Source organism: Pseudoalteromonas sp. Scap06 (assembly GCF_013394165.1).
Taxonomy (GTDB): Bacteria; Pseudomonadota; Gammaproteobacteria; order Enterobacterales; family Alteromonadaceae; genus Pseudoalteromonas.
Map to the genome: position 1 here is coordinate 563,052 of NZ_CP041331.1, position 24,717 is coordinate 587,768.

Sequence of the window (24,717 nt, forward strand, 5' to 3'; positions counted from 1 at the left end):
GTATTTAATAAATAGTCTAACAGTTTAAGATAAAATCAAAACCTTACTAATATCCACACACTGCGCTCGGCTACCGACAAAATCTTGCTCATTAAGCTGATTAATTAGCGTTACACCTTGTTGCTGTTGCTCATCGTTAAGCGGTACGTAAGGCATTCTAAACACAGGGTTCACCGCGCCGGTCATGATCATCGCGGTATTAATGGCAATTGGGTTTGGCTCGCAAAATAGCCAGTTCATTAATGGTTGTAATGAATTATTAAGCGCATCATTTTTGGTATCCATTAATTGGCGGAACAAACCTGGGATCAGGTTAGACGTAACTGAAATAACACCATGTGCTTTATGGATATGGCGTGCATCGTGTGCTTCGTCATCATTCCCAGACCAACATGCAATACCTTGTTGTTCATAGTGCGCTATACGCTCATTGCCACCACATTCTTTAACACCAATAAAGTGCTCATGCTGGGCCAGTGGTTCAATAATATCAGGGGTGAGGTCTTGACCTGTGCGCCCTGCTACGTTGTAAATAAACGCCGGACCAATATCAAGCACGCGTTTAAAGTGCTCTTTAACACCGGCAATTGATGTGCGCCCGTAGTAAGGGTTAATTTGCAATGAGGCATGCATGCCGCTGGCAAAACCATATTTTGTTGCTTTAATTGCTTCGCGCGTATTATTACTTCCGGTGTTACCTACAATCAGTAATTTATCACCAAATTTATTGGCACTGTGCGCAATTAGCATTAAGTGCTCTTCCCAGTTCATTAACTGGCCTTCACCGGTGGTGCCACCAACAACTATGCCGTCAACACCCGATGCAATTTGTATTTCAACGAGTTCATCATACTTTGCAAGATCGATCTCACCATTGGCTAAGTAAGGTGTTTTAATTGCAGTAATAAGGCTTGCTTGTTTAATTTGTTCTAGGGTGCGCATAAAAAAATCATTGTTATTAATACTTGGCCTATTTGTACCATATTTACCGCGCTATTTGCAGTGATAGCCAGTATTTAATTATAAAATGGCTTGTGTTATTGGGTTTGATGATACAAAATAAACAACTGTATAAATAAACAGTATTTGTTTTTTACTATTAAGCGAGCCACTATGCGTTTATCTGACTATTTAAGCACTCACTTTTATCACACTGGTGAGTTATGCCAAGCACTCAACATAGACAATGAAACTCTTGAAAATTGGCAAGCTCAAAGTATTTTTCCTAAGCCAAGTTATTGCATTAAAAACCAGATGAGTTGCAGCTCTTACTCAGGCTTATATGAGTGTGAAGAATACGACGATTATTATCCCCGTGGCTGCGTAAACTGGGGACAAGGAGTTATAAAGCAAAAAATTGAGTCATCTAATCAGGCGTTTAATTTGTTTGCTCAGCACTATACCCAATGTTTGGCTAAGCTTGCACAGCAAGGCTTTATATTTAACGAGGAACTGTTTGGCTGTGAAATAGAAGAACATTTACAGCAAGTATGGCAACAATTTTTATGCAGCAAATATGGCGTGCTCACCCAAAATGGCTTAATTGATGAAATTGTAGCTGTGGATATTGGCAGATTATTAGTAGACGATATAACCGAACTGCGCAGCAAAGCCAGTTTAGATAAAGATGAGCGCACCCGCATTCACCCTGCCATGAAACTTTTAAATAAAGCCCTTAGCCATGGCGCCGATCACGAAAAGCAGCTCACATTACGTAGCCGCTATATTGATGCCCTTATTTTAAAATACGATTTATCGATTAAATAAAGAGTAGTGTTTGGCTAAGGGGTTTAACTATTTAAGGGTTGTTGGCTTTATTAAAAATTACCAACACTGTGTTTTGCGGCTGGTTTTTGAGTGCAACGAGAAAAATAGCCCAACAACTACACTTTGTTAATTGCAAATTTACGATTTAGATATAATTTGATTAACTGCATAAGTTACATCATTTTTTATTACTGACTCTTCCATAATTGGTATTACCCATGAGGCACCTAGCATCTTTAAAGTGGAGCGCCAACTTTTCCATAGTTTCCCTTCAATGGTATCAAGATTATCAAGTCCAAATCTTGAAGATGCGCCCCACTGAGCAATTGAAGGCAGCTTAGGATCAGCACTTTGGGCACCTAAAATAAACGGGCGATCCATATCGTCTGGTACGATTGCAAAATAATACTCCACTTTTTCAGTCTTATTTAGAAATCTCGAGATAATTATCATTTTTTACCAGGCTAATAGCGCTCAAATGTTGAATAAAGCGACATCAATTAATCCGTCTTTGTTTGATCTTATTGCCTTATTAATCATTTTTACCAATAGCCATTAAAACAGGCATATTTCCTTTTGAACTATTCATTATAAAAGGGCTATTCACTTTAATGCTTACAAAGCCACTCGCCAAAAATGCTTGTTTAACTCTTTTCTCTGACAACCCCATACCCGATGAATCATCCTCAGAAAGCCAATCCCATTGAACAAACAGACCGTCTTTTTTTAATAAAGATTTTAATAAACTTAATGTCATTTCATAATCAGGCAGAAAACCGCAAACAGACGATGCGACTATTAGATCAAATTTATTTTCTAGCTCAGGAAAATTTTGAACCAATTCACTAGATAGGTAATCACAGATAGACGTTACATTATTTAGTGCCTTTTTATCCAATAGCTTTATCATTTCAGAAGATGGATCTATCCCTACGATACTTTCAGCCGATGGACTCATTAGCTGAGTCAAGGCGCCTGTACCACAGCCAAAATCTAGAACGGTTAGACCATTAATATTAATGCTATCTAAGAGCTCTGAAAATGCATTTTTTGCATACTGTTCAACACTAGGATCTACATCCCAGTTTTCAGCATACTCATCCCATTCGTTACTCAATATTCTCTCCAAAAGTAAATATTTCGTCTAAACGCCTAACGCTGAGTTAAGCGCAAAATAAAGTCAGCCTAAACTAACAGATCTCGAGCCAATTATACCTTTAATGTTTAAGTGCTTGGCTAATTACCTTGTATTAGGCAATTTTCTGGCTCAATCAGAGCCCTTTTTACTTTTCCAGTTTTTCTATTGATTGGAAAAGCAACAACGCAATCTCCTTTTTCTTTAAGCCTATATGCGGGAAACTCGTCATATAAGTAATAGCCATCTGGCTCACCTAGGAGCTTTTTAATACTAGAACGATTTTGCTTTTGTACATCATATTTAGCTAAAAGTCGTTTAACATTGCCCTTCGATTCGATATATTATTTTGCCACATAGCCTGATTGAATGATATTTCAATTAAACTGGAATCCTTTGTTGGTTCAGAGCATGCAAAGAGAATCAAAGAAAAAGCTATTAAGATGTATTTCATTTTTTAATCACTTTTAATTTTCCAGCGCTCAACGCATCATTACACATTTTGGATAATTTAGTATTATCTGAGTTTGAAATACCAATCCTCAGACCGTCACTATTATTATGAAAATCCATAGTCTTCTCTTCAGCTATATTTAAAGGGCTACTTTCATGAGCATTAGTCAATTCTAGCGCATTCTTATAGCCGATATCTCGTGATAGGGTCGCTGACCAAAAGCAATGTCTAAAGGCATCACTTTTATCATTTCGTCCATTGCGCCCAAAACGCTTGGTAGTCTCTGAGTACGCTATATCACGGAACTTCATAATCGCAGTTACATGATGAGGATGTGTTTTGAAATAAGACTTCTCATCTCAGTAAGATGTTCGTATTTATCATAGAGTGAACTTACCATTTTTAATTCCTTTTAGTTGATTACAATATAGTCAAAAAATATTTTTAAACAATTAGCTAGCATTGAATCTCTTTATAACGGTGCAAAATCACAGCAAAAAGAATGTGTCAGTAATATCAGGCAAGCCAGCTGTAGCTATGCAAACAGCAGTGTCTTATTAAAAATTGCTATTATGAAATCGTTTTTATTATGAAACAGCTTTGGATTTAAGAGGCAGCTTAAAAGGATGATATTTAAAAAGAGCTGTAAGTACAGCTCCAGCATTGCTATTAGCCTAGTGGCAATTAACCAATGGTTTTGTACACATCGATATTAGTAGAAGAAATAAATGCACCTACAGCATCACCAAAGGCCTTGAAGTGTGGTGCGTTTTTATGGGCTTCGAAATGCTCATTAGACGCCCATTGCTCACTCACTAAATAGATAGTTTGCTCAGCATCGTTTTTAACTGATAGCTCGTAACGCAGGCAGCCTACTTCTTGGCGAGAGGACTGTTGTAAGTTTTCGAGCTCAATTAAAAGGCGCTCTGCATCGCTATTTTCACTCGATAGTGTGGCAATTACCGTTAACATGGGTGTTCCTTGTTTAAAAATAAAGGTGCAGCTTTACTGCACCTGTTTTAGCTTTAGCTCTTTGGTTATTGATCCCACTGTGGTGCAAAGTCTGGCGATGCTTGGCGGTCGTTACAGTCAAGGCCATCTATACGCGCAATGTCTTCATCATCAAGTTTAACTTTGTCGTTAAAGTTATCTTCTAAGTTTTTACGCTTGGTCGATGATGGAATGGTGGTCATGCCATTGGCATTTTCCCATGCAATAACCACTTGCGCTGGCGTTGCATCGTGCTTGTTAGCAATATCAATAATGGTTTGATCTGTTAATACCTTACCCACAACAAATGGCATATAGGCGGTAACATGAATTTTATGTTGATCGCAAAAAGCGCGCAGTTTAGTGTTGGTTAAATATGGATGTACCTCAATTTGATTAGTGAATATTTCGCGAGGATCTAAGGTTTGCATTGCCTCATTTAAGTTGGCAATGGTGAAGTTAGATACACCAATATGTTTAGTTAAACCCAGCTTTTTAGTTAACAGTAGCTCGGTTAAGTATTCACTCATGGGTTCATTATTTACCGGTGCTGGCCAGTGGATTAATAATAAGTCTACATAATCAAGCTGTAGCTTCTCTAAAGATGTTTTAACACTGTCAACAAAATCAGCTTTGTTGAGCTTGTTATTCCATACTTTGGTGGTTATAAATAATTCTTCACGAGGAATATTGCTGTCTTTAATTGCTTGGCCAACTTGCTCTTCATTGCCATATATTTGCGCGGTATCAATGTGGCGAAATCCAACTTCTAACGCCATTTTTACAGATTCATAAGCTGTTTTACCTTCTAAACGAAAAGTACCCATACCTAAATCTGGCATTTCAATTACACGTTGTGTCATAGCTTTATCCTTGTTTAATAATAGGTTTAAAATTCAAACGACGTGTTTACTAAATACACCTATTACTTTTTTGATTTAAAATTTTGACCTCATGTGAATACTGAGGTCATTGATTTTTATTTCAAGACTAACCTATATGAGTTCGGCTTTATTTAACCTGAACATTATGTTTATCTAGCCTACCACTGTATCGAGTAACTATTAAAGCCAGTAATGAAACAACGGCCCCAATCCATGCGGTATCTTTTAGTTCCATATGCTCGACTACAAGCCCCCCTGTAACAGAGCCTAAGGCTATTCCAATATTAAACGCCGCGATGTTTAACCCCGATGCGACATCTACCGCATTAGGAGTGTGCTTTTTTGCCTGTTTTACTACATAAAGCTGCAATCCTGGTACATTACCAAATGCAAATGCCCCCCATATTAAAATAGTCAGCACTGCGGCTACTTTTGATTCCATAGTAAAGGTGAAAGCCAATAAAATAATTGTTAACGCGCTAAATATAATACTCAGTGCACTAATTGGGCCTCGCTTGTCGGCTAATTTTCCGCCCCATATATTACCAACAGCTACCGACACACCATAAACCAGCATTATTAAACCAATAGCGGATGGTGCAAAGCCAGTTTGCTGCTCTAATATAGGCGCTAAATAAGTAAACGCGGTGAACGTTCCGCCGTAGCCTAATATAGTCATTAAATAAACGAGCAATAAGCGCGGCTTAACAATAACCTGTAGCTGCTCTTTAAACGTCGCCGGAATAGACTGCTTTAAGTTTTTTGGTACTAAAATAGCGCTGCCAATTAGCGCAATTAAACCTAATGCCGAAACCACTAAAAACGTTGCACGCCAGCCAAAGTGCTGGCCAATCCATGTTCCTAATGGCACACCCGTTACAAGCGCTACCGTAAGGCCGGTAAACATAATTGCAATAGCGCTCGCCTCTTTGTCTTTACTTACCAAGCTTGTTGCTATCATTGAGCCAATAGAGAAAAATACACCGTGAGCTAAGCCTGTTAGTATGCGTGCCAGTATTAGTGTTTCGTAACTCGGCGCTTGCCAAGCTAATAAATTCCCCATAACAAATAAGCCCATAAGACTTATAAGTACCACTTTTCGGTTCCAGCGACCCGTTAATGCAGTGAGTACCGGTGCACCAATAGCTACACCAACTGCATATAAGCTCACTAGTAAGCCTGCTGATGGTAAGCTCACGCCTAAATCGTTTGCAATAGTTGGCACTAAACCCACTATAACAAACTCGGTTGTTCCAATTGCAAATGCGCTTAAGGTAAGCGCCCATAAAGCCAATGGCATAAATACATCCTCATTTTTAATATAGATGCATAGTGTGTGTAAAAACTCCTTTGCAATAAACAGCATAAATGGCAAAATACTTTTGTTTATTTTGCAAATATAAATAAGTGAATTTATGCCTGTTCAAGCTAAAACTGAAGATCTAGAAATGTTTATTACCATTGTTGATTGTGGCAGCTTTTCCGGTGCGGCTAGTTTACTTGATTTAAATGTAGCTAAGGTTTCAAGAGCGCTATCTCGCCTCGAAAGCAGGCTAAACTGCACATTACTAAACAGAACAACTCGGCGCTTAGAACTGACCGAGGAAGGGCATATATACATAGAATATGCGCGAAAGGCTTTAAACACGCTGCTCTTAGGGGAAGAAACAATAAAGCTACTTAAGCAAGCACCTAGCGGGCACTTGCGTATAGATGCAGCAAGCCCTTTTGTTTTACATCAACTAGCGCCACTTGTTAATGAATTTAAAAAGCAATACCCGCAAATCACGCTCGATATTACCTCACACGACAATATTATTGATTTACTTGAGCGCAAAACAGATTTAGCTATTCGCATTGGAGACTTAAAAGATTCAAACCTGCACGCGCGAAAATTAGGCCAAAGTAAATTAAAATTGGTCGCAAGCGCTGATTATGTAAAAAATGCGCCACCATTACAGCAAGTTTCAGATCTTAAAAACCATAACCTAATTGGCTTCAGTGAGCCCAATACTCTTAATCAATGGCCCTTGAAGCATGAGCAATCTCTGCACTTTGATTTAAGGGCTAGCAGCGGCGAAACCATTAGGCATTTATGTATTGCTGATCAAGGCATAGCACTTCTCTCACAATTTATGATTGCTGAAGATTTAGCCAAAAAACGATTAATAGAAGTTTTACCCCACAGCGTGAGTAGCCCAAATAATCGAGAATCTATTTATGGCGTTTATTACAAAAATGGGGCGGTTTCCTCCCGTATCGTTGCATTTTTAGATTTTATACAACCGCGACTAAGTTTATAAATCGCTTTTAAATTGATTTTAAAGAGCAACTTAATGAAATAATTTACATTATTGACGGTTTTAAGATTAAGCTGAGTATAAACACTGCAGTTGCATTATTTGGATGAGGTAGTATGGATTCTTTAACACAAGTCGCATTAGGCAGTGCCGTAGGCTACGCGGTACTAGGCAATAAAGTAGGTAGAAAAGCCGTTGCGTGGGGCGCTATTTTAGGCACTTTACCCGATCTAGATGTATTTTTACCCTATGGCGGCAGTGTAGAGGCATTTACCTATCATCGCGGTTTTAGCCATTCTTTATTTGTCCATTTATTAATAAGCCCGCTAATTGTATGGCTAATATTAAAAATACACACAGGCATGCAGGCTTATAAAGTTCGTTGGTTTTGGTTGGTGTTTTTGTGCTTATCAACACATGCTTTATTAGATTCACTCACCGTTTATGGTACTCAGCTAATGTGGCCCTTAAGTGAATACCCTTTTGCGGTATCTAGCATGTTTATTATTGACCCCCTTTACACCTTGCCGTTATTAATTGGTTTAGCTTTTACTTTATTACCTAAAATAAGTACCAGTAAAGCCTATAAAATCAATGCAATTACACTTAGCCTAAGCACAGCGTATTTATGCCTTGCCTTTGTGTTTAAACTCAATATTGACGACAAGGTAAAAACAGCACTGAACAATCGCGATATTGACGCAACCGGCTATATTAGTACGCCTGCCCCGCTCACCACTTTACTTTGGCGTATAGTGGTAATGTCTGACGGTCACTACTACGAGGGGTATGCCTCTGTGTTTGACTCGCCCAGTGATGTAACCTTAAATGCCTACAATACAACACCGTCTTTAATTAAGCCTATTGACAACCAATGGGGCATTCAAAGACTACAATGGTTTACAAAAGGGTTTTATTCTATTCGCCAGCAAACCGATAACGTGATTTTGTCAGATTTAAGAATGGGTATGGAATGCCAATATGTATTTAACTTTGTGGTAGGTGAGCAAACAGACTCGGGCATTAAGTTGGGTAATTTTGAACGACTCTCTCAGCGCCCTAGTTTTAGTAATGCCGGTAATATTTGGCAGCGAATTTGGCAACCTGAAGTCTCGCTGGCATCTCCATTGGCTAAAAATAACTGCTCGTTGCCATAGTTAGGGGTCTTGTATTAAAAAAGTGTGATTTTTATTTTGCTTAGGAATAAAAACACACACTTTTTTTAACACTAAATTACATTCAAGCAGTTTTGTGCCACCTCAAAACGTAGTTATTGCAACCAAATGAATTAGTTTTGGTGCTCGTACTGTCCACGATATACTTCAAATACTTTTAATACGGTGTGTTGTTCTTTTGAAAGCGCGTCAAACCAGTCATCAAATAATTCATCATCTTCTTGTTCGCTTAATGCTAAATAATGAGCAAGTAATTCAATGATGTCGTTATGAGTACACCCTAACGAATCAACTTGCTTAGCCAATATACTGTGGTCACGCTCTCTGAGAGTATCCATGACTCCTTGGTCGATTTGGTCTTGTTGTGCCTGAGCGTCACTCATAAAACTACCTCTATTAACGTTATTAAATTCTTATTATTTTGTTCGCTGAGTCTAGTTATAGCAGCCTAAATACTAATAGCCAGTACTTTTGATCTAAGTGCTTATTTTTTGACTGTTTTGTGCAAATACACAGCAATTACACTTCGTTTAAGGCTATTTAAAATGATTTGCAAAGGGAAAATAAATACGTTAAATTAAATGATATACTATCACATAACACTAAAGGCATTTTATGAAGCCCAATATTCACCCTGATTACCATGTGGTTGCTTTTCATGATACTGCAGCTGATTCTTACTTTATTATTGGTTCAACCATTAAAACCAATCGCACCATAGAAATTGAGGGTAAAACATACCCTTATGTTCCTATTGATGTCTCAAGTGACTCACATCCATTTTATACAGGCAAACAAAAAACGCTCGCTACTGATGGACGCGTTGCGCAATTTAATCGTCGGTTTAAAAACCTCTCTACTGCTAAAAAGGAAAGCAAATGAAAGTTTTAAGTTCATTAAAAAGTGCAAAACAACGACCAGGTTGTCAAATTGTAAAGCGCAAAGGGCGAGTATTCGTGATATGTAAAGATAACCCTAGATTTAAAGCCGTGCAGGGTATGAAGAAAAAGTAGCAAGATAAAATAATGCCGAGTTTATACTCGGCATTATTATTAGGGTCTATTTAACTACAACAGAAAACTCAGGCACTGCTTGAATAACCTTTTTCACGGTACATGTATTTACCGCAGCAATCAGTGCTTTTTTATATTTAGCTGGGAAACCTTCTGGCAAGCCAATTTCGATTGAAAAAAGCTTCTTACCGTTTTCATCTACATTTTCGTTATTTTGTGTCAGTGTCATCCCTTCGGTCGAGATCTCTCTTTGCTGACAAAATTTACGCGCATAAAAACCAGCACACAACACCATGCTTACTAAAAAATAGTCAAACGGCTCTGGATGTTCTGCATCACCACCAGCGTTTATGCTTTGGTCGCTTATAACTTCATGCTCACCAAACTTAGCACTTAATTTTTGACCGTCTAACATTGAAACCGAAATTTCCATTACTATTCCTTATTTTCCAAACAATAATTCAAAAAAGCCTGGAGGCTCATGTAATTTGTGATATTTTTTGCGTAAATTATCAATTGCTTTGAGTGGTTTTTTTGCCGCCTCAAGCCCTTGCTCGTTCGCTACTTTTTTGGCTAACTGGGCTTGAGTAAGTACCTTATCTAACCCTTGCACCGACTTTTCAGCTTCTTTATAAAACTTGGCTTGCTTACTTTGCTCTATCAATTTAATAAATTCATCAATAGCGCCATTAAATTCTGCTAACTGGGTTGCTTCAACACTTTGTTTATAAGCAAGCCCAATGTTTTTCATGGTTTTTTCTAAGTCGCTCATTTCATTTGCGGCAACTGTTTGACTAAATATTAATACCATTAACAACAAAACTGCTTTCATTAATACACCCTAAAAAATAATTGTTGCATACATGCTAAACTTACTGAGGTATTATATAGCATAACGCCTAGATGTCACCACGGAGTACTTTAGCAAGGATAAATTGAGCTTTAGAAAGTTTATAGAGAAATGTATGTCCTTGTTTAAATTATACCGCCTGCTAACATTTACCTGCCTTCTGTTGGGTAGTTATAGTGCTTATGCCCTAGAAGTCATATTTATTAATCCTGGTTTTTCCGACTCTGAAAATGCACAAAACAAAACCGGAAACTTTTGGTTTGATGTTTCTAAAATAATGCAAAATGCAGCCACTGATTTAGATGTGACATTAACGGTAGAATACGCAAATCGAAATCATATTTTAATGAAAGAGCTTATTCAGCAGGCTATAAATGATAAGCCCGATTATCTGATCCTCGTAAACGAAAAAAATGTTACCAGTAAATACCTCTCTAAAATAGACAGTAAACATGTCCCTATTTACTTTTTATTAAATCGTCCCTCACCTGCATCACTTGACATGTTACGTGAAAATGGCACTAACATAGTCGGTAGTATTACCCCAAATAATCGCGTTGCAGGTAAATCATTGATGCAGCAGCTTTATAAAAAGTTTACCAATAAAACAACAACTAGCGCACATATATTGGCGTTATTAGGCGACTATGCAACGCCTGCTTCTATTATGCGCACACAAGGGTTAATGGATTTTTTAACGCAAACACCGCAAGTCACCTTAACCGCTAAAGAGGTTGCCAATTGGTCTGAACAAGAAGGGTTTACAAAAACCTTAGCGTATATGCAGCAAGCCCCTGAAATTAACATTATTTGGTGTGCGAATGATGCCATTGCTTTTGGCGCAAAAAGGGCATTAAAACAGCTAAACATGCAATCTCAGGTTATTGTGGGCGGTATTAACTGGGAGGTTCCACCAAGTAATAAATCAGCACTTGATGTATCTATTGGAGGTCATGTGTTACTAGGTGCTTATGCCCTAGTTAATTTGTTCGACAACCATACTCAACCAAAACTTAGTCCTTTGCTTCATCGTACAGCTGATATTTTTGACCCGCTTACTGAGGAAAACACTCCCTTATACAAGGCGATAAATACTACTGGCCTTGCAGAAATAAACTTTATACAGTTTAGTAAAACACGCGCTGACTGGTATGAATTTACCATAGAAAATCTACTTTTAGCGCTTGAGCAATAGCACTGTAAAGCCCCTTTACAATGCAGTTATTTTATTTAAAACTCTGAATGTATATTGTCTATTTTATTAATGCTATCTATGCCCTATTAGATAACCAAAGCGTTTGATAGGGTGCTAACTGCATGGTTTGTAGCGCGTCATCGAGTGTTGTTTTAGAAATTAGCTCAACCCATTGCTGAGTGTTTATTAAGTTTAAATCGGCTAAGGTTAAGCTTTGTGGCTGACTGCTAATATTATAAACACAAAAAATACTTTGTTGGCGGTCTATACTTTGTCGCCAAAAACCAAATAACCCCTCGCCTAAGTGCAAAGTAAATTGTGTGGCATTAGGATGGAATGCTGCTTGCCTTTTACGCACAGCTAATAACTGTTTTATTCCCTTGAACACCTGATGATGATGGCTATATTTTTCTTCAATCGCCGCTAATAATTTTGATTCTTGCCAGCGATGACGATTAATTGCACGATTGTGCTGCGAATTTTCAAAGCGCTCATAGTCATTAGTGGTGCCAAGTAAACTGTGTATATATAGCCCTGGAATTCCTTCCATTGCAAACATAATGGCATGAGCACACAAAAAACGCTCAAGGCCATATTTATCTGCGCCGTTATGCGTCCCTTGTAAGGCATCAAACAAGGCAATATTTAGCTCATAGGGGGTATGCGTACCATCGTGACTGGTACGCATTGAAACGCGCCCACCAAACTGCATGGTCGTACTTACTAACGAAGCAACTTCACTCGGTTGTAATAAGCCTTCAATTGGTCTCAAACCAATGCCATCATGCGAGGCTATAAAATTAAAATATGCGGTACCGTTTTGCGCTGGCGGCATGCTCATCATCCAGTGCTTAAGCGCCGTACTATCACCGCTAAGTAAGGTATGCAATAACAACGGCGGCAAGGCAAAGTTATAAATTGCATGGGCTTCGTTGGCATTACCAAAGTAAGATAGGTTTTCTTGATTAGGAATATTGGTTTCGGTAATAATTACCACACTGGGCTCGGCATGCTCAATCAGCGTTCGCAGTAAACGCACCACTTCATGAGTTTGTGGCAAGTTTATACAACTGGTATTAAGTTGCTTCCATAAAAAGGCCACAGCATCCAGACGAAATAAGCGAATACCGTTATCTAAATAGTGGCGAATAATGCTAACAAACTCTTTTAAAACCTCAGGGTTTTCAAAATTAAAATCCACTTGATCATGACTAAATGTACACCACACATGCTTATCACCGCTTGCTGTGGCGACCGTATGTAATAATGGCGAAGTTCGTGGGCGCACGACTTGGCTTAAATCGTCAGTTAAACTGGCTGTTTTAAAATAGTCTTTCCCTGGGTGTGTATCGGTTAAAAAGTTTTCAAACCAAAGACTTCGGCTAGAACAATGATTAATCACTAAATCCGCCATTAACTTTACATCTTTTGCAATCGCGTTAATATCTTGCCAATCGCCCAGCGCTTCATTAACTTGCGCATAGTTCATTACCGCAAACCCTTCATCTGAGCTGTACGGATAAAAAGGTAAAATATGCAGTGCATTAAGCTGGTGATCGCACTGCTCTTTTATAAAGCGATGCAAGGTTTTTAACGGCGCCTCTAGGGGAGTTCCAACTGCTAACTCACTGTCTTCATGATTTATAATAGAATCGCCATAGGCAATTAAAATAATATCTTGTTCATCCCAGCGATTAGTGTGCGGCGTAGGATCTCGAAGTGGGTTATTACTCAATATCAAGGTGATTAATTCTTCAGCCAACTCAGCTACCGGCATAGGTAACTCAACCCCTTGATAAATAGTATGTAAATGTTGTTCGACTCGTTGAAATAACTGTTCCCTAACTATGTTCACAGGCGCCTCGTTTAAGTATACCAATTTAACTGTATTGTTCGTTATCAAGCTCAACGGCTTCTTTTAATCGATCTAGTACATCGGGCATCGCCGAAGCTACACGGTTCCAACTCGGCACAAATGGCGCTTCCATTGGGTTTTCTAAAAAGTGTTGGCCAGCATTCATAATATTTTGTGCAAACATTTCTACCGCTTTTTCTTCTTGGTGAATATCAAGTGTTAAGCCGTTCATTAACGCATCATTATGATAGGTTTCAATAAAGTCTAAACCAATGCGGTAATAAGTCGCTTTTAATGAGCGAATGGTTTCGCTGGTAAAGGTAACCCCCTGGGTCGCTAGCTTTCTAAATAACGCTTTGGTTATATCAATAGACATTTTAGAAAGGCCAGCGGTTTGGTCGTCCAGCGATAATTCTTGGTGTTTATGATCGTAGTTATCGGCAATATCAACTTGGCATAGGCGGTTATGGGAGTAATTACGGTACATCTCGCTTAATACGCCAATTTCTAATCCCCAGTCACTAGGAATACGAATATCGTTTAATACATCGCGTCTAAACGAAAATTCACCGGCTAATGGGTAACGAAACGAGTCCATATACTCAAGGTAGTCTCTGCTGCCTAATATGGTTTTAAACGAGCGTAATAACGGAGTAACCAGTAAACGCGATACTCGACCATTTATTTTTCCATTGGCAGTACGCGGGTAAAAGCCTTTACAAAATTCATAGTTAAATCGAGGATGCGCAACGGGATAAATTAATCGCGCTAATAAGCCTCGGTCATAAGTTAAAATATCGCAATCATGTAGTGCTATTGACTCAACCTCCGCGGTAGCGAGTTTATAGCCCATGCAATACCACACATTACGGCCTTTACCGAGCTCACGTGGCGCCACACCTAAAGCTTGAAGCTCTTTATCGAGCGCCTGCAAACGTGGGCCATCGTTCCACAACACTTTATGGTTTTGATCGAGCGATTTAAAAAAGTTCAATGCATAGCGATACTGGCTTTCGTCGGCTCTGTCTAAGCCTATAGTTATTTGCGATAAATACGGTACTTGTTGCAGCTCTTTGACAATGTTTTGTAAAGCAGGGCCTTCTAACTCACTAAATAATGAAGGCAATATAAGCCCCATTGGTCGCTGTTTACTAAAGCCAAGCAACTCTTTTTCTAAATCGTCTACGGGTCTATTAGCAATGTTATGTAGTGTTGTAATAATGCCATTTTGATAAAAATCAGCCATGTAAACTATACTCCTCAGAACTGGGTAAAATACTGTTAATACAAGGTAGTGCTGTAATTTCTTCAACCCACCCTAGTGGTGCCGGCAATTGAGAATAGCGCGCTTTGTTATAAGTTAATTTAACTGGCTTTTTACTCTCTGGATTGGTAATGATAATGGCGATATCAGCCTCTTCTAGCATTTGCTTATCGTTTTCACTATCCCCTAGCGCAATAATGCTCAGCGCTTTAGTAAACTGCGCGTTAAACTGCTGCACTAACCACTGCTGAGCCATGCTTTTATCGGTATTTTTTCCAATGTGAACAAAGCGCCCGCCTACTTTAACCTCGTAGCCATATACTGATATCGCATTGATAAATTCATTTAGTTGCTGCTCATCGCCATGCCAGTAGAGCGGATCTGAGTATTGACGGGTTTGTGCTTGCGTTGCTTGTAGCTGGTTTAATCCTGTCATTTTCATTACCTGCTCACTGGTCAGCTCACTAAACAAACTATATTGGTCGCCGTAGTCTTTTTTTAAGCGTTTTAAATCAGTCCATAAATTGCTAATGGGTGCAGCAAACGAGTAACACCAGTAGCCTTGGTATTCGCTGCAGCCAATTGGCCTGAGATTAAAGTAATTTTTAGGAATATAAACAGCCGAGCCATTTTCAACAATGAAAGGCTGTGTAATATTAAGCGCTTGTTGCAGTGCCACTACTTCACTAAATGTTTTGCTGGTATTAAATACCACAGGTACACCGCTGTATTGCAGCTCTTGTAATAAGGTATCTACCGCATCGGTGTTGTAATCTCTGTGATTGAGTAATGTGCCATCTAAATCGGTAAAAATGATAGGTTGTATAATACTATCGCTTGTAAGCACCATCGCAGTTACATCTCGATTACTATCGAGCTCTATAAGTGCATTTGCTTTAGCACTAAGGGTGTTGAGGTTTTCACGCGTGATGCGTTCAAAATGAGAAATAAACCACAATAACTGCTCATCAGTCATAGTGCCTGCGCCCTGCCCTTGTTTGGCAATTAACTTGTGTTCTTGCTCTTGGCGCCACGCAAACACATCATCAAAACTCGGGGCTTTGAGCATAATTGTGTAATCGATTTTATCAAAAACGGTTTTATATTCATTGGCTAAACAGCTGTTAATACAGCGACGCCATAACCCTTGTTGATCGTATGATTTTTCTAGCTCGTTAATAGGCTCAACTAAAGTAAAAGGCTGCTGTGGTTCACTGGCTACACACCACCCTTCTAAAATAACAACATCGATCGGCTGACTATTAGTTAACCATTTATTTTTTGCTACGGGTTCATCTTGTTGCTTATCAAAACGCGGCAGCGGTACATTTACTTCAGTATTTAATAAACGGCTAATGGTTTTATCCATCAGCGCAACATCATGTGTACCCGGAACGCCTCTAGTGGCGAATAAACAATGCACATCTTGCGCTAACTGTTGGCGTTTTTGAGTTGATAAATAAAAGTCATCAATAGAAAGCGCAACACAGTTTAGGTGGGTATTTTGGCTAAACCAAGTTACTAAATAATCACCAAGTGTGGTTTTTCCTGAGCCTTGGCAGCCATTAATTGCGACAAATATAGGGGCTGTTTTTTTACTGGTTAGAATGTCCTGCGCAATAGCAGAAAAATACTGCTCGCTAATATACTGATATTTCAACGGCAGTTGGTGTTTTACTAAAAAAGCATTTATATCCACACTCTTGGTCTCCATATAACAATCCCTGAGTCAACTATAGGGTATGACTAAGGAAATGCAGTTACTAGACCAATATTATTTATTGTTACTTTTTAGTAGGTTAAAAAAAAAGCGCATTTAAAATGCGCTTTTTTGGTGCAATATTTTTAACCACAGTGCAAACTTAACTCTGGTTGCTCTGTGCTTTGGGTAATACTAAGTTTAATACTATGCCTAAAATAGCACATAAGCTCACACCTTCTAGGCTGAACTCACTACTACCTATGTACATACCACCAATACCACAAATTAAAATAAGTGCCACAATACTTAAATTACGCGGTTCACTTAAGTCATCGCCCGATTTAACTAAGGTGTTTAAACCAATAACCGCAATAGAGCCAAATAATAAAATCATTATTCCGCCCATTACTGGCACCGGAATGGTTTGCAAACTAGCGCCCATTTTAGCAACAAATGCTAAGCAAATTGCGATAATGGCAGTCCACATCATTACTTTAGGGTTAAAGTTTTTAGTAAGCATTACCGCACCAGTTACCTCTGAGTAAGTGGTGTTCGGTGGGCCGCCAAATAAGGATGCGGCAGAAGTAGCTAAACCATCACCAAATAAGGTGCGATGTAGTCCTGGTTTTTTCAAATAGTCTTTTTTTGTAACTTGGCTAATTGCCATCATGTCGCCAATGTGTTCAATAGCAGGCGCAATTGCCACCGGCACCATAAATAATATGGCTTGCCATTTAAACTCTGGTAACACAAAGTTTGGCACAGCTAACCACTGTGCATTACTTACGGCTTCAAATTGCACTATACCCATAAATAACGATAGCGTGTAACCGGCAACAACACCGGCTAAAATAGGTATTAATTTAAATACCCCTTTACCCCACACGGCAAACACTAAAGTAACGAGCAATGAGAACATAGAGATAATAATAGCGCTGTCGTAGGCAATAATTTGTGTGCCACCATCGCCACTTTTACCCATCGCCATATTAACCGCCGCAGGCGCAAGCGCTAGACCAATCACCATAATGACTGGGCCTACCACAATTGGCGGCAAAATTTTATGCAAGGTTTTTGTGCCTTTAAACTTCACTAATAAACTTAATAGCATATAAGTAAAGCCCGCCGCCATTAACCCCCCCATAGTGGCGGGTATACCCCACATTTGTACTGAGGCAATAATGGGCGCAATAAACGCAAATGACGAAGCTAAAAAAATAGGCACTTGGCCTTTAGTCACAAATTGAAACAACAAAGTACCTAAACCAGCGGTAAACAAGGCTACGCTAGGATCTAGGCCAGTTAATATTGGCACTAGTACCAACGCACCAAATGCAACAAACAGCATTTGGGCACCGGTTAGAATAGTTTTTATAGAAAATGTAGAATTATTTTGCACTGCTAAACCTTAGTAAACCGTACCGAAAATTTTGTCACCTGCATCGCCAAGCCCTGGGATAATGTAACCCTTTTCATTTAAATGGCTATCAACTGAGGCAGTAAAAATCTCAATATCAGGGTGAGCGGCTAATGTTTTTTCAACGCCCTCAGGTGCAGCAACCAGTACGATTACTTTAATTTCTTTACAGCCCGCTTTTTTAAGCATATCAATGGTGGCGATCATAGAGCCACCAGTAGCCAGCATTGGGTCAATCACTAAGCTTAAACGCTCATCAATATTACCCACTAGTTTTTCAAAGTAGGGTACTGGCTCAAGAGTTTCTTCGTTACGCTCTAAACCCACTACACTCACTTTAGCCGCTGGGAGTAACGACATTACGCCGTCCATCATACCAAGGCCCGCACGTAAAATTGGCACCACGGTAATTTTTTTACCCTTAATGTGCTCAACTTTAAGTTTATTACCGTCCCAGCCTGTAATTTCGTTATCTTCTAATTCTAGGTTTTTAGTGGCTTCGTAAGTTAATAATGTGCCCACTTCTGAACACAACTCGCGAAAACTTTTCGTGCTAATTCCATGCGCGCGCATTAAACCTAACTTATGTTGAACAAGGGGATGAGAAATAACGTGAATAGCCATAGTAATAAACCTAGTGATAAAAAATTTGACGTATTTTATATTAAAACAGGCCGTTTGACTGTTAATTTTAGCCTTGATTTCATAGTTCGTGCCAAAATATTTAATTTAGCCACAACTATAAAGATTTTTTGTGTTTATGAGTTGTTACTCGCTAACCAATTATTTACCTGATCATGCATGTAGCTGTTAATCTTTTTGTGTTCTGGACTCCACCCAAGTAAAAACCGATAAAAGTCTGCCCATGCCACTGGCCATAAATGAGCCCATTGTGTAACAACATCATCAGCATTAATGTGTGGTTGATAGTCACTCAGAGCTTGCTTCAATTGGCTAAAATAATAATCAAGGTAGCTCTGTGCGTGTTTATGAAGCTCAGAATCATCCATACAGCTGGTCATAAAATACATTACATCAATCACCCCAACACCCGCACCCACATATTGAAAATCGTAACCGAGAATATGCCCTTGGCTATTAGCGGCAAAGTTAGCAAGCTTGGCATCACCATGAATTAACGTTTTATAATCACACTGCTTTAATGCGCCGCTTAACAGTGATGCAGCCTGTTTAATATCGGACTTTTCAGGTAAGTTATTAAATTCATCAGGGCGTGTACCCAAATGCCAATAGCTTCCTTGCGCCCATAAACCATCAAACTTTGTATTTAAATGAAAGGCATGAAAATGTGCCAACCACTTTAATATGGCTTTTATATTCTCGGTGGTTGCTTGGCTGTACCCCTGCTTTGAAAAATCTTTAAACACCAAGGCAAACTCATCGCCCATGTTGATTGCTTTAATGCATTCAATAGCTGCAGCTTGCTTGGGCAGCTTATGGCTAAATTGCTGATAAAACGTATATTCAACGTGATAAGAGTCACGCTTCCTAGTCAGTGCAAAGTTGCTTTGTTTAATTTTAGGGTGATTAATGTGATCGGGTACTTTAATCGCTTTAATCACACAGGCTTGCTCATCAAGTTGGCACTTCACAATTTGGCCACAGCCACTCCAAAGCGAGGTTAGGGTTTTGCCAATGGCTACACGCTCAAAATACGGGGTAAGTAATGGAAGATAAAAAGACATAGCCATATTAGGTTGCTAAATTTTAGTTAGTTTAACATTAGACGGTGTTTTAAATAAAAGGTCTTAAAACAAAGCTCTTAATAAATAAGTTCATATGGTTTTACACAAACCAGTATATAAAAAACGAATGCTAGTTTTTGAATGGATGGCCAAATTAGTCATACCACAAAAAGCAGCTTGTCATGCGTATTTTGCACAGAACTCTATACAACTTAGTCGCCTACCATTTATAGTTATAGCGTTTACATTTGTATTTATGGCTTGAAAACCAAATTTTTTTAGTACACGCATTGATGCGGGATTATTTTCCAAGACCAACGCTTTCAGCTGAGTAATATTAAATTTACTTTGAGCAATATTTATAAGCTGTGACAAACAAAAACTAGCAGCCCCCTTAGAAGTAAAAGCTTCAGCCACACGATAGCCAACAAACGCTTCATTATTTGAGACGTCCTTAATATTTGCTCGTGCAACTATAATGTTATTTTGAAGTAATACCCCACTATAACCAGTGCCTTCATTCATTTGATTAATTAATAAATCAATGTGCTCGGTAACACCTTTTATTGAATAAAACGACTTAGCTCTAGGCTCAATTAGCGTTTCAAACCATTGCTTATTTTCTAATTCAAAATCTAACAGTTGACTAGCATGATGTTTAGCCAGTTTTTCAAACACCATATGAACCTCTAATCATTTCGCCAAACAACAGACTTAAAATTGTTAATTAAATTGATGAGGATGTGTTCACTAGAACGGGGGAAGAGCATTGTCCGTTTAATGATCATGCTAAATACCGTTTGTTACCGATAAGTATTTGCTTTTACCGAAACTGACATAATAAATAGTTAAAAAAAGCAATTTGAATATATTACTACCAAAAGAATTTTTAATAATAATTCCTTTGTCAGTAATTGAGGCTACAGGAAAAGTTTGGCTTGAACACCAATCTATTTTCGCTTGAATAGTTTTAGTTGAATCAGGGATGTTTACTGTTTGCGTAACTCCTCTTTTTATAGTGGCAACTTCTACGTCATCCGCAAACAACTTATAGTCTCTTGCCATATCTACAAATTGTTTTGGTCTAAAAACTTGAATATTCATCTAAACTCCATTTAGGTATTTAACACCCCATTAGAGGCAATAAAATAATTGGCAAAATTAGCGACGCAGGAACAAAAGCCAACTGTTTTATCCTGCTTAATGTGTTTGTTGTCTAAATAAAGCTATTAGCAAGTAACCCTACGCCAAGCCCTAAACCAAATACAGATAAGTTGCGTAATATATATACTTTTTTAGAGATATCATAAATAGTTTTACCTTTTGTTAATGACTCAACTATATAGTCTTGAGCAATTAAAGAGTTAAGAATTGAAAAACAAAAACAACCTAAAGGAATATAAACCTTGGAGCCAAAGGTAAGTACTTTTAATTGAATAAGTATAACAATAGCACCTATTATTGCTGATGATAGCCATGCATACTGTTTTAACAACTCAAAATGTAGCTCTGTTGTAATAGTTTCATTTTGGATTTTATTTTTTTCTACACTTCGAGATTTCTCTGTACTATCTTCATTATTTTTGACTTGAACTGATTTTTCCATAATTAGAATAAAACTCCATATTTTGATAAAAACCTAAAGCCCGCATAAAGGGCTGATAATTGTTGGCTAAAGTGTATGTAGCGAAGCTGAGTCAGCTGTTAGCAGCCCGCGCTTAAAGCGCCTGTTATGTGCAGTTATTGACTGTTGCTAAACCTAAATCTATATTTGCAACAATATAGCCATACTCTTTCTTAGTTAACTTTTTAGCCTGATATCGTTGCTTAGCTAATTCGTGACTCCAAGCCTTTTCACATGGAGCTAAGGGAATAGCTGTATCAATCATTAAAAGGTGTTCTTCCTGGATCACACCGCCTTTTTTAACAATGCTTTTAGCGCAAAGGCTTAAAGTATATTCAACAGCAAATTTATCAACACTTGGCATACCTATAAATTCTACATCACAACCAAGTTTCTCATTACCTTTAGCATCAATATAATAAAGTTGGCCTGACCTAGTACAACCAGTTATAAATAAGATGATAACGAGTAATAAAATATGTCTGCTATTCACTTTGCCTCCTTGTACACACAAACCCACATATAGGGCACAAAAACGTAACAGCAATTTGGTTAAATTATGCAGAGCACCAAACTCAATCCCCGTGTAGTTTTGATATCCTAGCAAGTTTGCGAGCACCTTGATGTACTTGTTATTTGCCAGACCTTGAATAGATTGATAGCAAAGGAAACTTACTTTCTCCAAAGTTGATAGTTAACGATAGTGTCTCATCTGCTTTGAATGATTGTAAAAACTCCAATGGTGCAATTCGTTGCCCATCTGCAACGATAGCCATTAGGTGTTTACTAGTTAGACTTCGTCGACCTGATGCCATATTAGTCAAAGTTACTACCGCCCAACGCTCACCAGAATCGTTACTCATTAATACAAAATTATTTACACTAAAATCACTCTGCTCTGGCTGAATGTTTGATTCGTTTGGAAAGGCCAAATCAAAACTATTAGGTACAACTCTATCAATGGAAAGTACCTCTTCACCCGAATGGGCACAAAATGTACAAACCAGCAATATCCAAGACATCATTCTCAACATAAGTTCTCTCCTAATGGCATAGACATAATGACTCCCACACGGTGTTAGCCTCCGCTTTTCGTGGGTTAGCTTAATTCAAAGCCAGAGCCATAATTAGTTTGTCAATTAACTAAACAGCAGAGGCTAACATGAACAAACATAGCATACTTTTTATTGGTCTTGATACACATAAAGAATCAATGAAGTCGCCTATATTGAAGAACATAGAGGGGCTCAACCTGTTCACCTTGGTCGATTCTCTTCTTCCAAAGTGGCCGTTCAAAAGCTTGTTCGTCAGTTTGAATCTAAATACTCTGATGCAACGCTTCACTTTGTTTATGAAGCCGGCCCTTGTGGTTATTGGATTTATCGATTGATTACCAGCCTCGGCCATTGCTGTTATGTGGTTGCCCCGTCTCTTATTCCTAAAAAACTAGGCGAGAAGATTAAAACCGATAAACGTGATGCCCTTAAGCTCGCTAAATTACTTAAATCTGAAGATTTAACACCTATTTATGTTCCCGAGCCTGAAGATGAAGCTGTACGTGATTTATCTCGCGCACGCGAAGTAGCCATGAAAGATTTAAAAGATGCTAAATATCAATTAAAAGCACTGCTGCTTCGTAATAATATTAATTACAAAGGCACTGCAAATTGGTCACAAAAACATTTACGTTGGCTCACTGAGCTTGTGCTTCCACACCCAGCACAGCACATCGTTTTACAAGAGTTTTTACAAACAATTACCGAGCGAGTAAGCCGACTTGAACGATGAGATAATGAACTTACACATCACGTCCATCAATGGCGTTATTATCTCGTTGTTAAAGCAATACAAGCTATGCGTGGTGTTCGTTTGTTGGTCGCCACCGGCGTTGTGGCTGAGCTCGGCGATTTATCGCGATTCGACCATCCCCGCAAATTAATGAGTTACCTCGGTCTTGTACCTAGTGAACACTCGAGTGGTGGCAAACGCCATATTGGCGCCATCACAAAATGCGGAAATGGCCGAGCAAGACGCCTTCTTGTGGAAGGTGCACATACTTATCGCTATGCAGCAAATATATCCACAGATATGCAAAAACGACAAGAAGGTTTACCAAAGGACATTATTGATATTGCGTGGAAAGCACAGCTTAGGCTCTGCAAGCGATATAAAAAAATGATAGCCAAAGGGAAACACTACAATCTGGTTGTTACCGCCATTGCCCGAGAAATGATTGCGTACATATGGGCTATTGCAAAAGAAGTGGTGCTTACGCCAGTGAATGCAAAACTTAGATTGGCAAGAGTACCCGCATGATAAACGAATTAGAGTTAATGCATGGGATCAAGCATCGGGTGTGGCACAACCACCGACGGCGTTAGGATGGCAATGCAGCTAACGCTGCATTGAACCACGAACATAGACTGAAGACAGGTGCCATCGGTGACCGCCACAGGACGCACTAAGTAAGGTCTGCTCTGTTACTAGAAATAGTAAAAACCAACGAATATCAGCAAGATAACCGACGACATTACTTGCTTCATCCTATGTATTAACTCGCTCTAATTCGAGCTAAAGTAATTATGGCTTAAAAAGTTAGGCAAGGATCAGTGTGCTTAACTTGACAGTGGGAGTCATACCAACGCCCATTTAAGGGGCTGATAATAGTTTGCTAAAATTGTGTAGCGAAGCGGAACCGAGCAAACTGTTAGCAGCATAGTCCTGCTTTAAATTCTTGTTATATTACGGACTCACTTTTTTGCTAAAATAAAAACCGAATCATTAGGCTCAAACTCTTCATATTCAATTTCTTCAAGTATTGTAAATCTATCTCTGATTAATGACAGTAAGCGATCTTTATTGTGATATATTGCTTTCATGTCCCCGTCTTCGAAAACCGTATCTCCAATCCAAAAAGAATGAGCAATAACCCCATTTTCATTAAGCAATTCAAATTGATTTTTTAGAGATTTTTCAATTAAATCTAATTCAAAATGTTGATAAACTTTACATGAATAAATACCATCATATTTTTTATCTGATTTTAAACTAACAGCATCTAAAATTATAAACTCTCCCTCGGAAAACCGAGCTTTGGCTTTTTCAATAAACTCTTTTGAATAATCACTTCCTGTGACTCGATACGTATTTGATAACCACTCAAAGTCATTCCCTGGACCCATACCAACCTCAAGAAGACTAGAACCTTCTTTCAAATGATTTAACAGTTCGTTTTGAAATTTAGAATTATCATAGCCATCACACATTCTAATATAATCTTCAACACCATCTTTCGTCTCATATGTTTTCATTTGGGATACTCATAAAGGTCTATTTTGAACTCAATAATTCATATAAACATTGAGTAATATAACGCCTTGCTCACC

28 protein-coding genes and 1 pseudogene are annotated in these 24,717 nt (G+C 38.5%); 7 read left to right on the forward strand and 22 right to left on the reverse strand.

The window, feature by feature from the left end:
- Nucleotides 1-24 precede the first annotated feature (24 nt).
- Nucleotides 25-942, reverse strand: coding sequence for a 4-hydroxy-tetrahydrodipicolinate synthase (gene dapA, locus FLM47_RS17960; RefSeq protein ID WP_178957202.1), 918 nt, complete (start codon nt 940-942; stop codon nt 25-27).
- Nucleotides 943-1,113: 171 nt separating this feature from the next.
- On the opposite strand from dapA, the gene FLM47_RS17965 reads away from it, so the two are divergent.
- Complete coding sequence (locus FLM47_RS17965) at nt 1,114-1,767, forward strand: DUF6058 family natural product biosynthesis protein (RefSeq protein ID WP_178957204.1); 654 nt, start codon at nt 1,114-1,116, stop codon at nt 1,765-1,767.
- 138 nt (nt 1,768-1,905) lie between these two features.
- Here the strand turns inward: FLM47_RS17965 and FLM47_RS17970 are convergent, their stop codons facing one another.
- From FLM47_RS17970 to FLM47_RS17995, 6 genes are all read right to left on the reverse strand, one after another.
- Nucleotides 1,906-2,220 (reverse strand): hypothetical protein, encoded by a 315-nt coding sequence (locus FLM47_RS17970; protein ID WP_256729751.1) that lies wholly within the window; start codon nt 2,218-2,220, stop codon nt 1,906-1,908.
- A gap of 79 nt (nt 2,221-2,299) precedes the next feature.
- A complete protein-coding gene (locus tag FLM47_RS17975; protein ID WP_178957206.1) occupies nt 2,300-2,884 on the reverse strand; it encodes a class I SAM-dependent methyltransferase in 585 nt (194 codons plus the stop codon).
- 468 nt (nt 2,885-3,352) lie between these two features.
- Entirely contained in the window at nt 3,353-3,667 is a 315-nt protein-coding gene (locus tag FLM47_RS17980) for a hypothetical protein (RefSeq protein ID WP_218648506.1), read from the reverse strand.
- Between the two features lie 373 nt (nt 3,668-4,040).
- A complete protein-coding gene (locus tag FLM47_RS17985) occupies nt 4,041-4,328 on the reverse strand; it encodes a putative quinol monooxygenase (RefSeq protein ID WP_178957207.1) in 288 nt (95 codons plus the stop codon).
- Between the two features lie 65 nt (nt 4,329-4,393).
- Entirely contained in the window at nt 4,394-5,209 is an 816-nt protein-coding gene (gene dkgB / locus FLM47_RS17990; RefSeq protein ID WP_178957208.1) for a 2,5-didehydrogluconate reductase DkgB, read from the reverse strand.
- A gap of 148 nt (nt 5,210-5,357) precedes the next feature.
- A complete protein-coding gene (locus tag FLM47_RS17995) occupies nt 5,358-6,530 on the reverse strand; it encodes an MFS transporter (protein WP_178957209.1) in 1,173 nt (390 codons plus the stop codon).
- A gap of 115 nt (nt 6,531-6,645) precedes the next feature.
- Here FLM47_RS17995 and FLM47_RS18000 point away from each other — a divergent pair, with 115 nt between their 5' ends.
- Together FLM47_RS18000 and FLM47_RS18005 are read left to right on the forward strand one after the other, a co-directional pair.
- Nucleotides 6,646-7,533 carry a LysR family transcriptional regulator gene (locus FLM47_RS18000; protein ID WP_178957210.1) on the forward strand — a complete coding sequence of 296 codons (888 nt, stop codon included), beginning with the start codon at nt 6,646-6,648 and terminating at the stop codon, nt 7,531-7,533.
- Between the two features lie 113 nt (nt 7,534-7,646).
- Nucleotides 7,647-8,687: a metal-dependent hydrolase gene (locus tag FLM47_RS18005; protein ID WP_178957211.1), complete on the forward strand. Its 1,041-nt coding sequence runs from the start codon at nt 7,647-7,649 to the stop codon at nt 8,685-8,687.
- A 131-nt stretch (nt 8,688-8,818) separates the two neighbouring features.
- Here FLM47_RS18005 and FLM47_RS18010 read toward each other — a convergent pair whose 3' ends face one another.
- Entirely contained in the window at nt 8,819-9,088 is a 270-nt protein-coding gene (locus FLM47_RS18010; RefSeq protein WP_178957212.1) for a hypothetical protein, read from the reverse strand.
- A gap of 232 nt (nt 9,089-9,320) precedes the next feature.
- Between FLM47_RS18010 and FLM47_RS18015 the strand changes: the two genes are divergently transcribed.
- Together FLM47_RS18015 and ykgO are read left to right on the forward strand one after the other, a co-directional pair.
- The gene (locus tag FLM47_RS18015) at nt 9,321-9,587 is read left to right on the forward strand and encodes a type B 50S ribosomal protein L31 (RefSeq protein WP_008463845.1); all 267 of its coding nucleotides are present in this window, start codon (nt 9,321-9,323) and stop codon (nt 9,585-9,587) included.
- Nucleotides 9,584-9,718, forward strand: a complete 135-nt coding sequence (gene ykgO, locus FLM47_RS18020; protein WP_004586489.1) for a type B 50S ribosomal protein L36 — start codon at nt 9,584-9,586, stop codon at nt 9,716-9,718. The genes FLM47_RS18015 and ykgO overlap by 4 nt, the downstream gene beginning before the upstream one ends.
- Nucleotides 9,719-9,764: 46 nt before the next feature.
- Here ykgO and FLM47_RS18025 read toward each other — a convergent pair whose 3' ends face one another.
- Together FLM47_RS18025 and FLM47_RS18030 are read right to left on the reverse strand one after the other, a co-directional pair.
- Complete coding sequence (locus FLM47_RS18025; protein WP_008463841.1) at nt 9,765-10,151, reverse strand: OsmC family protein; 387 nt, start codon at nt 10,149-10,151, stop codon at nt 9,765-9,767.
- Nucleotides 10,152-10,160: 9 nt separating this feature from the next.
- Nucleotides 10,161-10,550 (reverse strand): cytochrome b562, encoded by a 390-nt coding sequence (locus FLM47_RS18030; RefSeq protein WP_138607861.1) that lies wholly within the window; start codon nt 10,548-10,550, stop codon nt 10,161-10,163.
- Nucleotides 10,551-10,683: 133 nt separating this feature from the next.
- On the opposite strand from FLM47_RS18030, the gene FLM47_RS18035 reads away from it, so the two are divergent.
- Nucleotides 10,684-11,763: an ABC transporter substrate-binding protein gene (locus FLM47_RS18035; RefSeq protein WP_178957213.1), complete on the forward strand. Its 1,080-nt coding sequence runs from the start codon at nt 10,684-10,686 to the stop codon at nt 11,761-11,763.
- Nucleotides 11,764-11,839: 76 nt separating this feature from the next.
- On the opposite strand, the gene FLM47_RS18040 is transcribed toward FLM47_RS18035, so the two are convergent.
- The 11 genes from FLM47_RS18040 to FLM47_RS18090 all read right to left on the reverse strand — a co-directional run bounded on the left by FLM47_RS18040 (nt 11,840) and on the right by FLM47_RS18090 (nt 22,353).
- Nucleotides 11,840-13,618, reverse strand: coding sequence for an alpha-amylase family glycosyl hydrolase (locus FLM47_RS18040; protein ID WP_178957214.1), 1,779 nt, complete (start codon nt 13,616-13,618; stop codon nt 11,840-11,842).
- Nucleotides 13,619-13,643: 25 nt separating this feature from the next.
- Nucleotides 13,644-14,864 (reverse strand): hypothetical protein, encoded by a 1,221-nt coding sequence (locus FLM47_RS18045; RefSeq protein WP_008115311.1) that lies wholly within the window; start codon nt 14,862-14,864, stop codon nt 13,644-13,646.
- Nucleotides 14,857-16,596, reverse strand: coding sequence for an HAD-IIB family hydrolase (locus tag FLM47_RS18050; protein ID WP_178957215.1), 1,740 nt, complete (start codon nt 16,594-16,596; stop codon nt 14,857-14,859). Before FLM47_RS18050 ends, FLM47_RS18045 begins: the two co-directional genes overlap by 8 nt.
- Nucleotides 16,597-16,744: 148 nt before the next feature.
- A complete protein-coding gene (locus FLM47_RS18055; protein ID WP_055011979.1) occupies nt 16,745-17,983 on the reverse strand; it encodes a uracil-xanthine permease family protein in 1,239 nt (412 codons plus the stop codon).
- Nucleotides 17,984-17,992: 9 nt separating this feature from the next.
- Entirely contained in the window at nt 17,993-18,625 is a 633-nt protein-coding gene (gene upp, locus FLM47_RS18060) for a uracil phosphoribosyltransferase (RefSeq protein ID WP_008466150.1), read from the reverse strand.
- Between the two features lie 134 nt (nt 18,626-18,759).
- The gene (locus tag FLM47_RS18065) at nt 18,760-19,707 is read right to left on the reverse strand and encodes a DUF1679 domain-containing protein (protein WP_178957450.1); all 948 of its coding nucleotides are present in this window, start codon (nt 19,705-19,707) and stop codon (nt 18,760-18,762) included.
- Nucleotides 19,708-19,887: 180 nt separating this feature from the next.
- Nucleotides 19,888-20,388, reverse strand: coding sequence for a GNAT family N-acetyltransferase (locus FLM47_RS18070; protein WP_076920550.1), 501 nt, complete (start codon nt 20,386-20,388; stop codon nt 19,888-19,890).
- Between the two features lie 108 nt (nt 20,389-20,496).
- Nucleotides 20,497-20,811 (reverse strand): hypothetical protein, encoded by a 315-nt coding sequence (locus FLM47_RS18075; protein WP_008466158.1) that lies wholly within the window; start codon nt 20,809-20,811, stop codon nt 20,497-20,499.
- A gap of 112 nt (nt 20,812-20,923) precedes the next feature.
- Complete coding sequence (locus tag FLM47_RS18080; protein WP_138765051.1) at nt 20,924-21,313, reverse strand: hypothetical protein; 390 nt, start codon at nt 21,311-21,313, stop codon at nt 20,924-20,926.
- Nucleotides 21,314-21,437: 124 nt separating this feature from the next.
- Complete coding sequence (locus FLM47_RS18085; RefSeq protein WP_138765052.1) at nt 21,438-21,824, reverse strand: hypothetical protein; 387 nt, start codon at nt 21,822-21,824, stop codon at nt 21,438-21,440.
- Nucleotides 21,825-21,963: 139 nt separating this feature from the next.
- Nucleotides 21,964-22,353 (reverse strand): hypothetical protein, encoded by a 390-nt coding sequence (locus FLM47_RS18090; protein WP_178957452.1) that lies wholly within the window; start codon nt 22,351-22,353, stop codon nt 21,964-21,966.
- A gap of 140 nt (nt 22,354-22,493) precedes the next feature.
- Here FLM47_RS18090 and FLM47_RS18095 point away from each other — a divergent pair.
- A pseudogene (locus FLM47_RS18095) lies at nt 22,494-23,647 on the forward strand (IS110 family transposase).
- Between the two features lie 434 nt (nt 23,648-24,081).
- Here the strand turns inward: FLM47_RS18095 and FLM47_RS18100 are convergent.
- Nucleotides 24,082-24,642, reverse strand: a complete 561-nt coding sequence (locus FLM47_RS18100) for a trans-aconitate 2-methyltransferase (protein ID WP_178957216.1) — start codon at nt 24,640-24,642, stop codon at nt 24,082-24,084.
- Nucleotides 24,643-24,717: the final 75 nt, after the last annotated feature.

What these genes read in the sequence shown, in the direction of transcription:
- dapA (WP_178957202.1), bottom strand. Translation starts at nt 942, where the DNA reads ATGCGCACCCTAGAACAAATTAAACAAGCAAGCCTTATTACTGCAATT.
- FLM47_RS17965 (WP_178957204.1), top strand. Translation starts at nt 1,114, where the DNA reads ATGCGTTTATCTGACTATTTAAGCACTCACTTTTATCACACTGGTGAG.
- FLM47_RS17970 (WP_256729751.1), bottom strand. Translation starts at nt 2,220, where the DNA reads ATGATAATTATCTCGAGATTTCTAAATAAGACTGAAAAAGTGGAGTAT.
- FLM47_RS17980 (WP_218648506.1), bottom strand. Translation starts at nt 3,667, where the DNA reads ATGAAGTTCCGTGATATAGCGTACTCAGAGACTACCAAGCGTTTTGGG.
- FLM47_RS17985 (WP_178957207.1), bottom strand. Translation starts at nt 4,328, where the DNA reads ATGTTAACGGTAATTGCCACACTATCGAGTGAAAATAGCGATGCAGAG.
- dkgB (WP_178957208.1), bottom strand. Translation starts at nt 5,209, where the DNA reads ATGACACAACGTGTAATTGAAATGCCAGATTTAGGTATGGGTACTTTT.
- FLM47_RS17995 (WP_178957209.1), bottom strand. Translation starts at nt 6,530, where the DNA reads ATGCCATTGGCTTTATGGGCGCTTACCTTAAGCGCATTTGCAATTGGA.
- FLM47_RS18000 (WP_178957210.1), top strand. Translation starts at nt 6,646, where the DNA reads ATGCCTGTTCAAGCTAAAACTGAAGATCTAGAAATGTTTATTACCATT.
- FLM47_RS18005 (WP_178957211.1), top strand. Translation starts at nt 7,647, where the DNA reads ATGGATTCTTTAACACAAGTCGCATTAGGCAGTGCCGTAGGCTACGCG.
- FLM47_RS18010 (WP_178957212.1), bottom strand. Translation starts at nt 9,088, where the DNA reads ATGAGTGACGCTCAGGCACAACAAGACCAAATCGACCAAGGAGTCATG.
- FLM47_RS18015 (WP_008463845.1), top strand. Translation starts at nt 9,321, where the DNA reads ATGAAGCCCAATATTCACCCTGATTACCATGTGGTTGCTTTTCATGAT.
- ykgO (WP_004586489.1), top strand. Translation starts at nt 9,584, where the DNA reads ATGAAAGTTTTAAGTTCATTAAAAAGTGCAAAACAACGACCAGGTTGT.
- FLM47_RS18025 (WP_008463841.1), bottom strand. Translation starts at nt 10,151, where the DNA reads ATGGAAATTTCGGTTTCAATGTTAGACGGTCAAAAATTAAGTGCTAAG.
- FLM47_RS18030 (WP_138607861.1), bottom strand. Translation starts at nt 10,550, where the DNA reads ATGAAAGCAGTTTTGTTGTTAATGGTATTAATATTTAGTCAAACAGTT.
- FLM47_RS18035 (WP_178957213.1), top strand. Translation starts at nt 10,684, where the DNA reads ATGTCCTTGTTTAAATTATACCGCCTGCTAACATTTACCTGCCTTCTG.
- FLM47_RS18045 (WP_008115311.1), bottom strand. Translation starts at nt 14,864, where the DNA reads ATGGCTGATTTTTATCAAAATGGCATTATTACAACACTACATAACATT.
- FLM47_RS18050 (WP_178957215.1), bottom strand. Translation starts at nt 16,596, where the DNA reads ATGGAGACCAAGAGTGTGGATATAAATGCTTTTTTAGTAAAACACCAA.
- upp (WP_008466150.1), bottom strand. Translation starts at nt 18,625, where the DNA reads ATGGCTATTCACGTTATTTCTCATCCCCTTGTTCAACATAAGTTAGGT.
- FLM47_RS18065 (WP_178957450.1), bottom strand. Translation starts at nt 19,707, where the DNA reads ATGTCTTTTTATCTTCCATTACTTACCCCGTATTTTGAGCGTGTAGCC.
- FLM47_RS18070 (WP_076920550.1), bottom strand. Translation starts at nt 20,388, where the DNA reads ATGGTGTTTGAAAAACTGGCTAAACATCATGCTAGTCAACTGTTAGAT.
- FLM47_RS18075 (WP_008466158.1), bottom strand. Translation starts at nt 20,811, where the DNA reads ATGAATATTCAAGTTTTTAGACCAAAACAATTTGTAGATATGGCAAGA.
- FLM47_RS18080 (WP_138765051.1), bottom strand. Translation starts at nt 21,313, where the DNA reads ATGGAAAAATCAGTTCAAGTCAAAAATAATGAAGATAGTACAGAGAAA.
- FLM47_RS18090 (WP_178957452.1), bottom strand. Translation starts at nt 22,353, where the DNA reads ATGTCTTGGATATTGCTGGTTTGTACATTTTGTGCCCATTCGGGTGAA.
- FLM47_RS18100 (WP_178957216.1), bottom strand. Translation starts at nt 24,642, where the DNA reads ATGAAAACATATGAGACGAAAGATGGTGTTGAAGATTATATTAGAATG.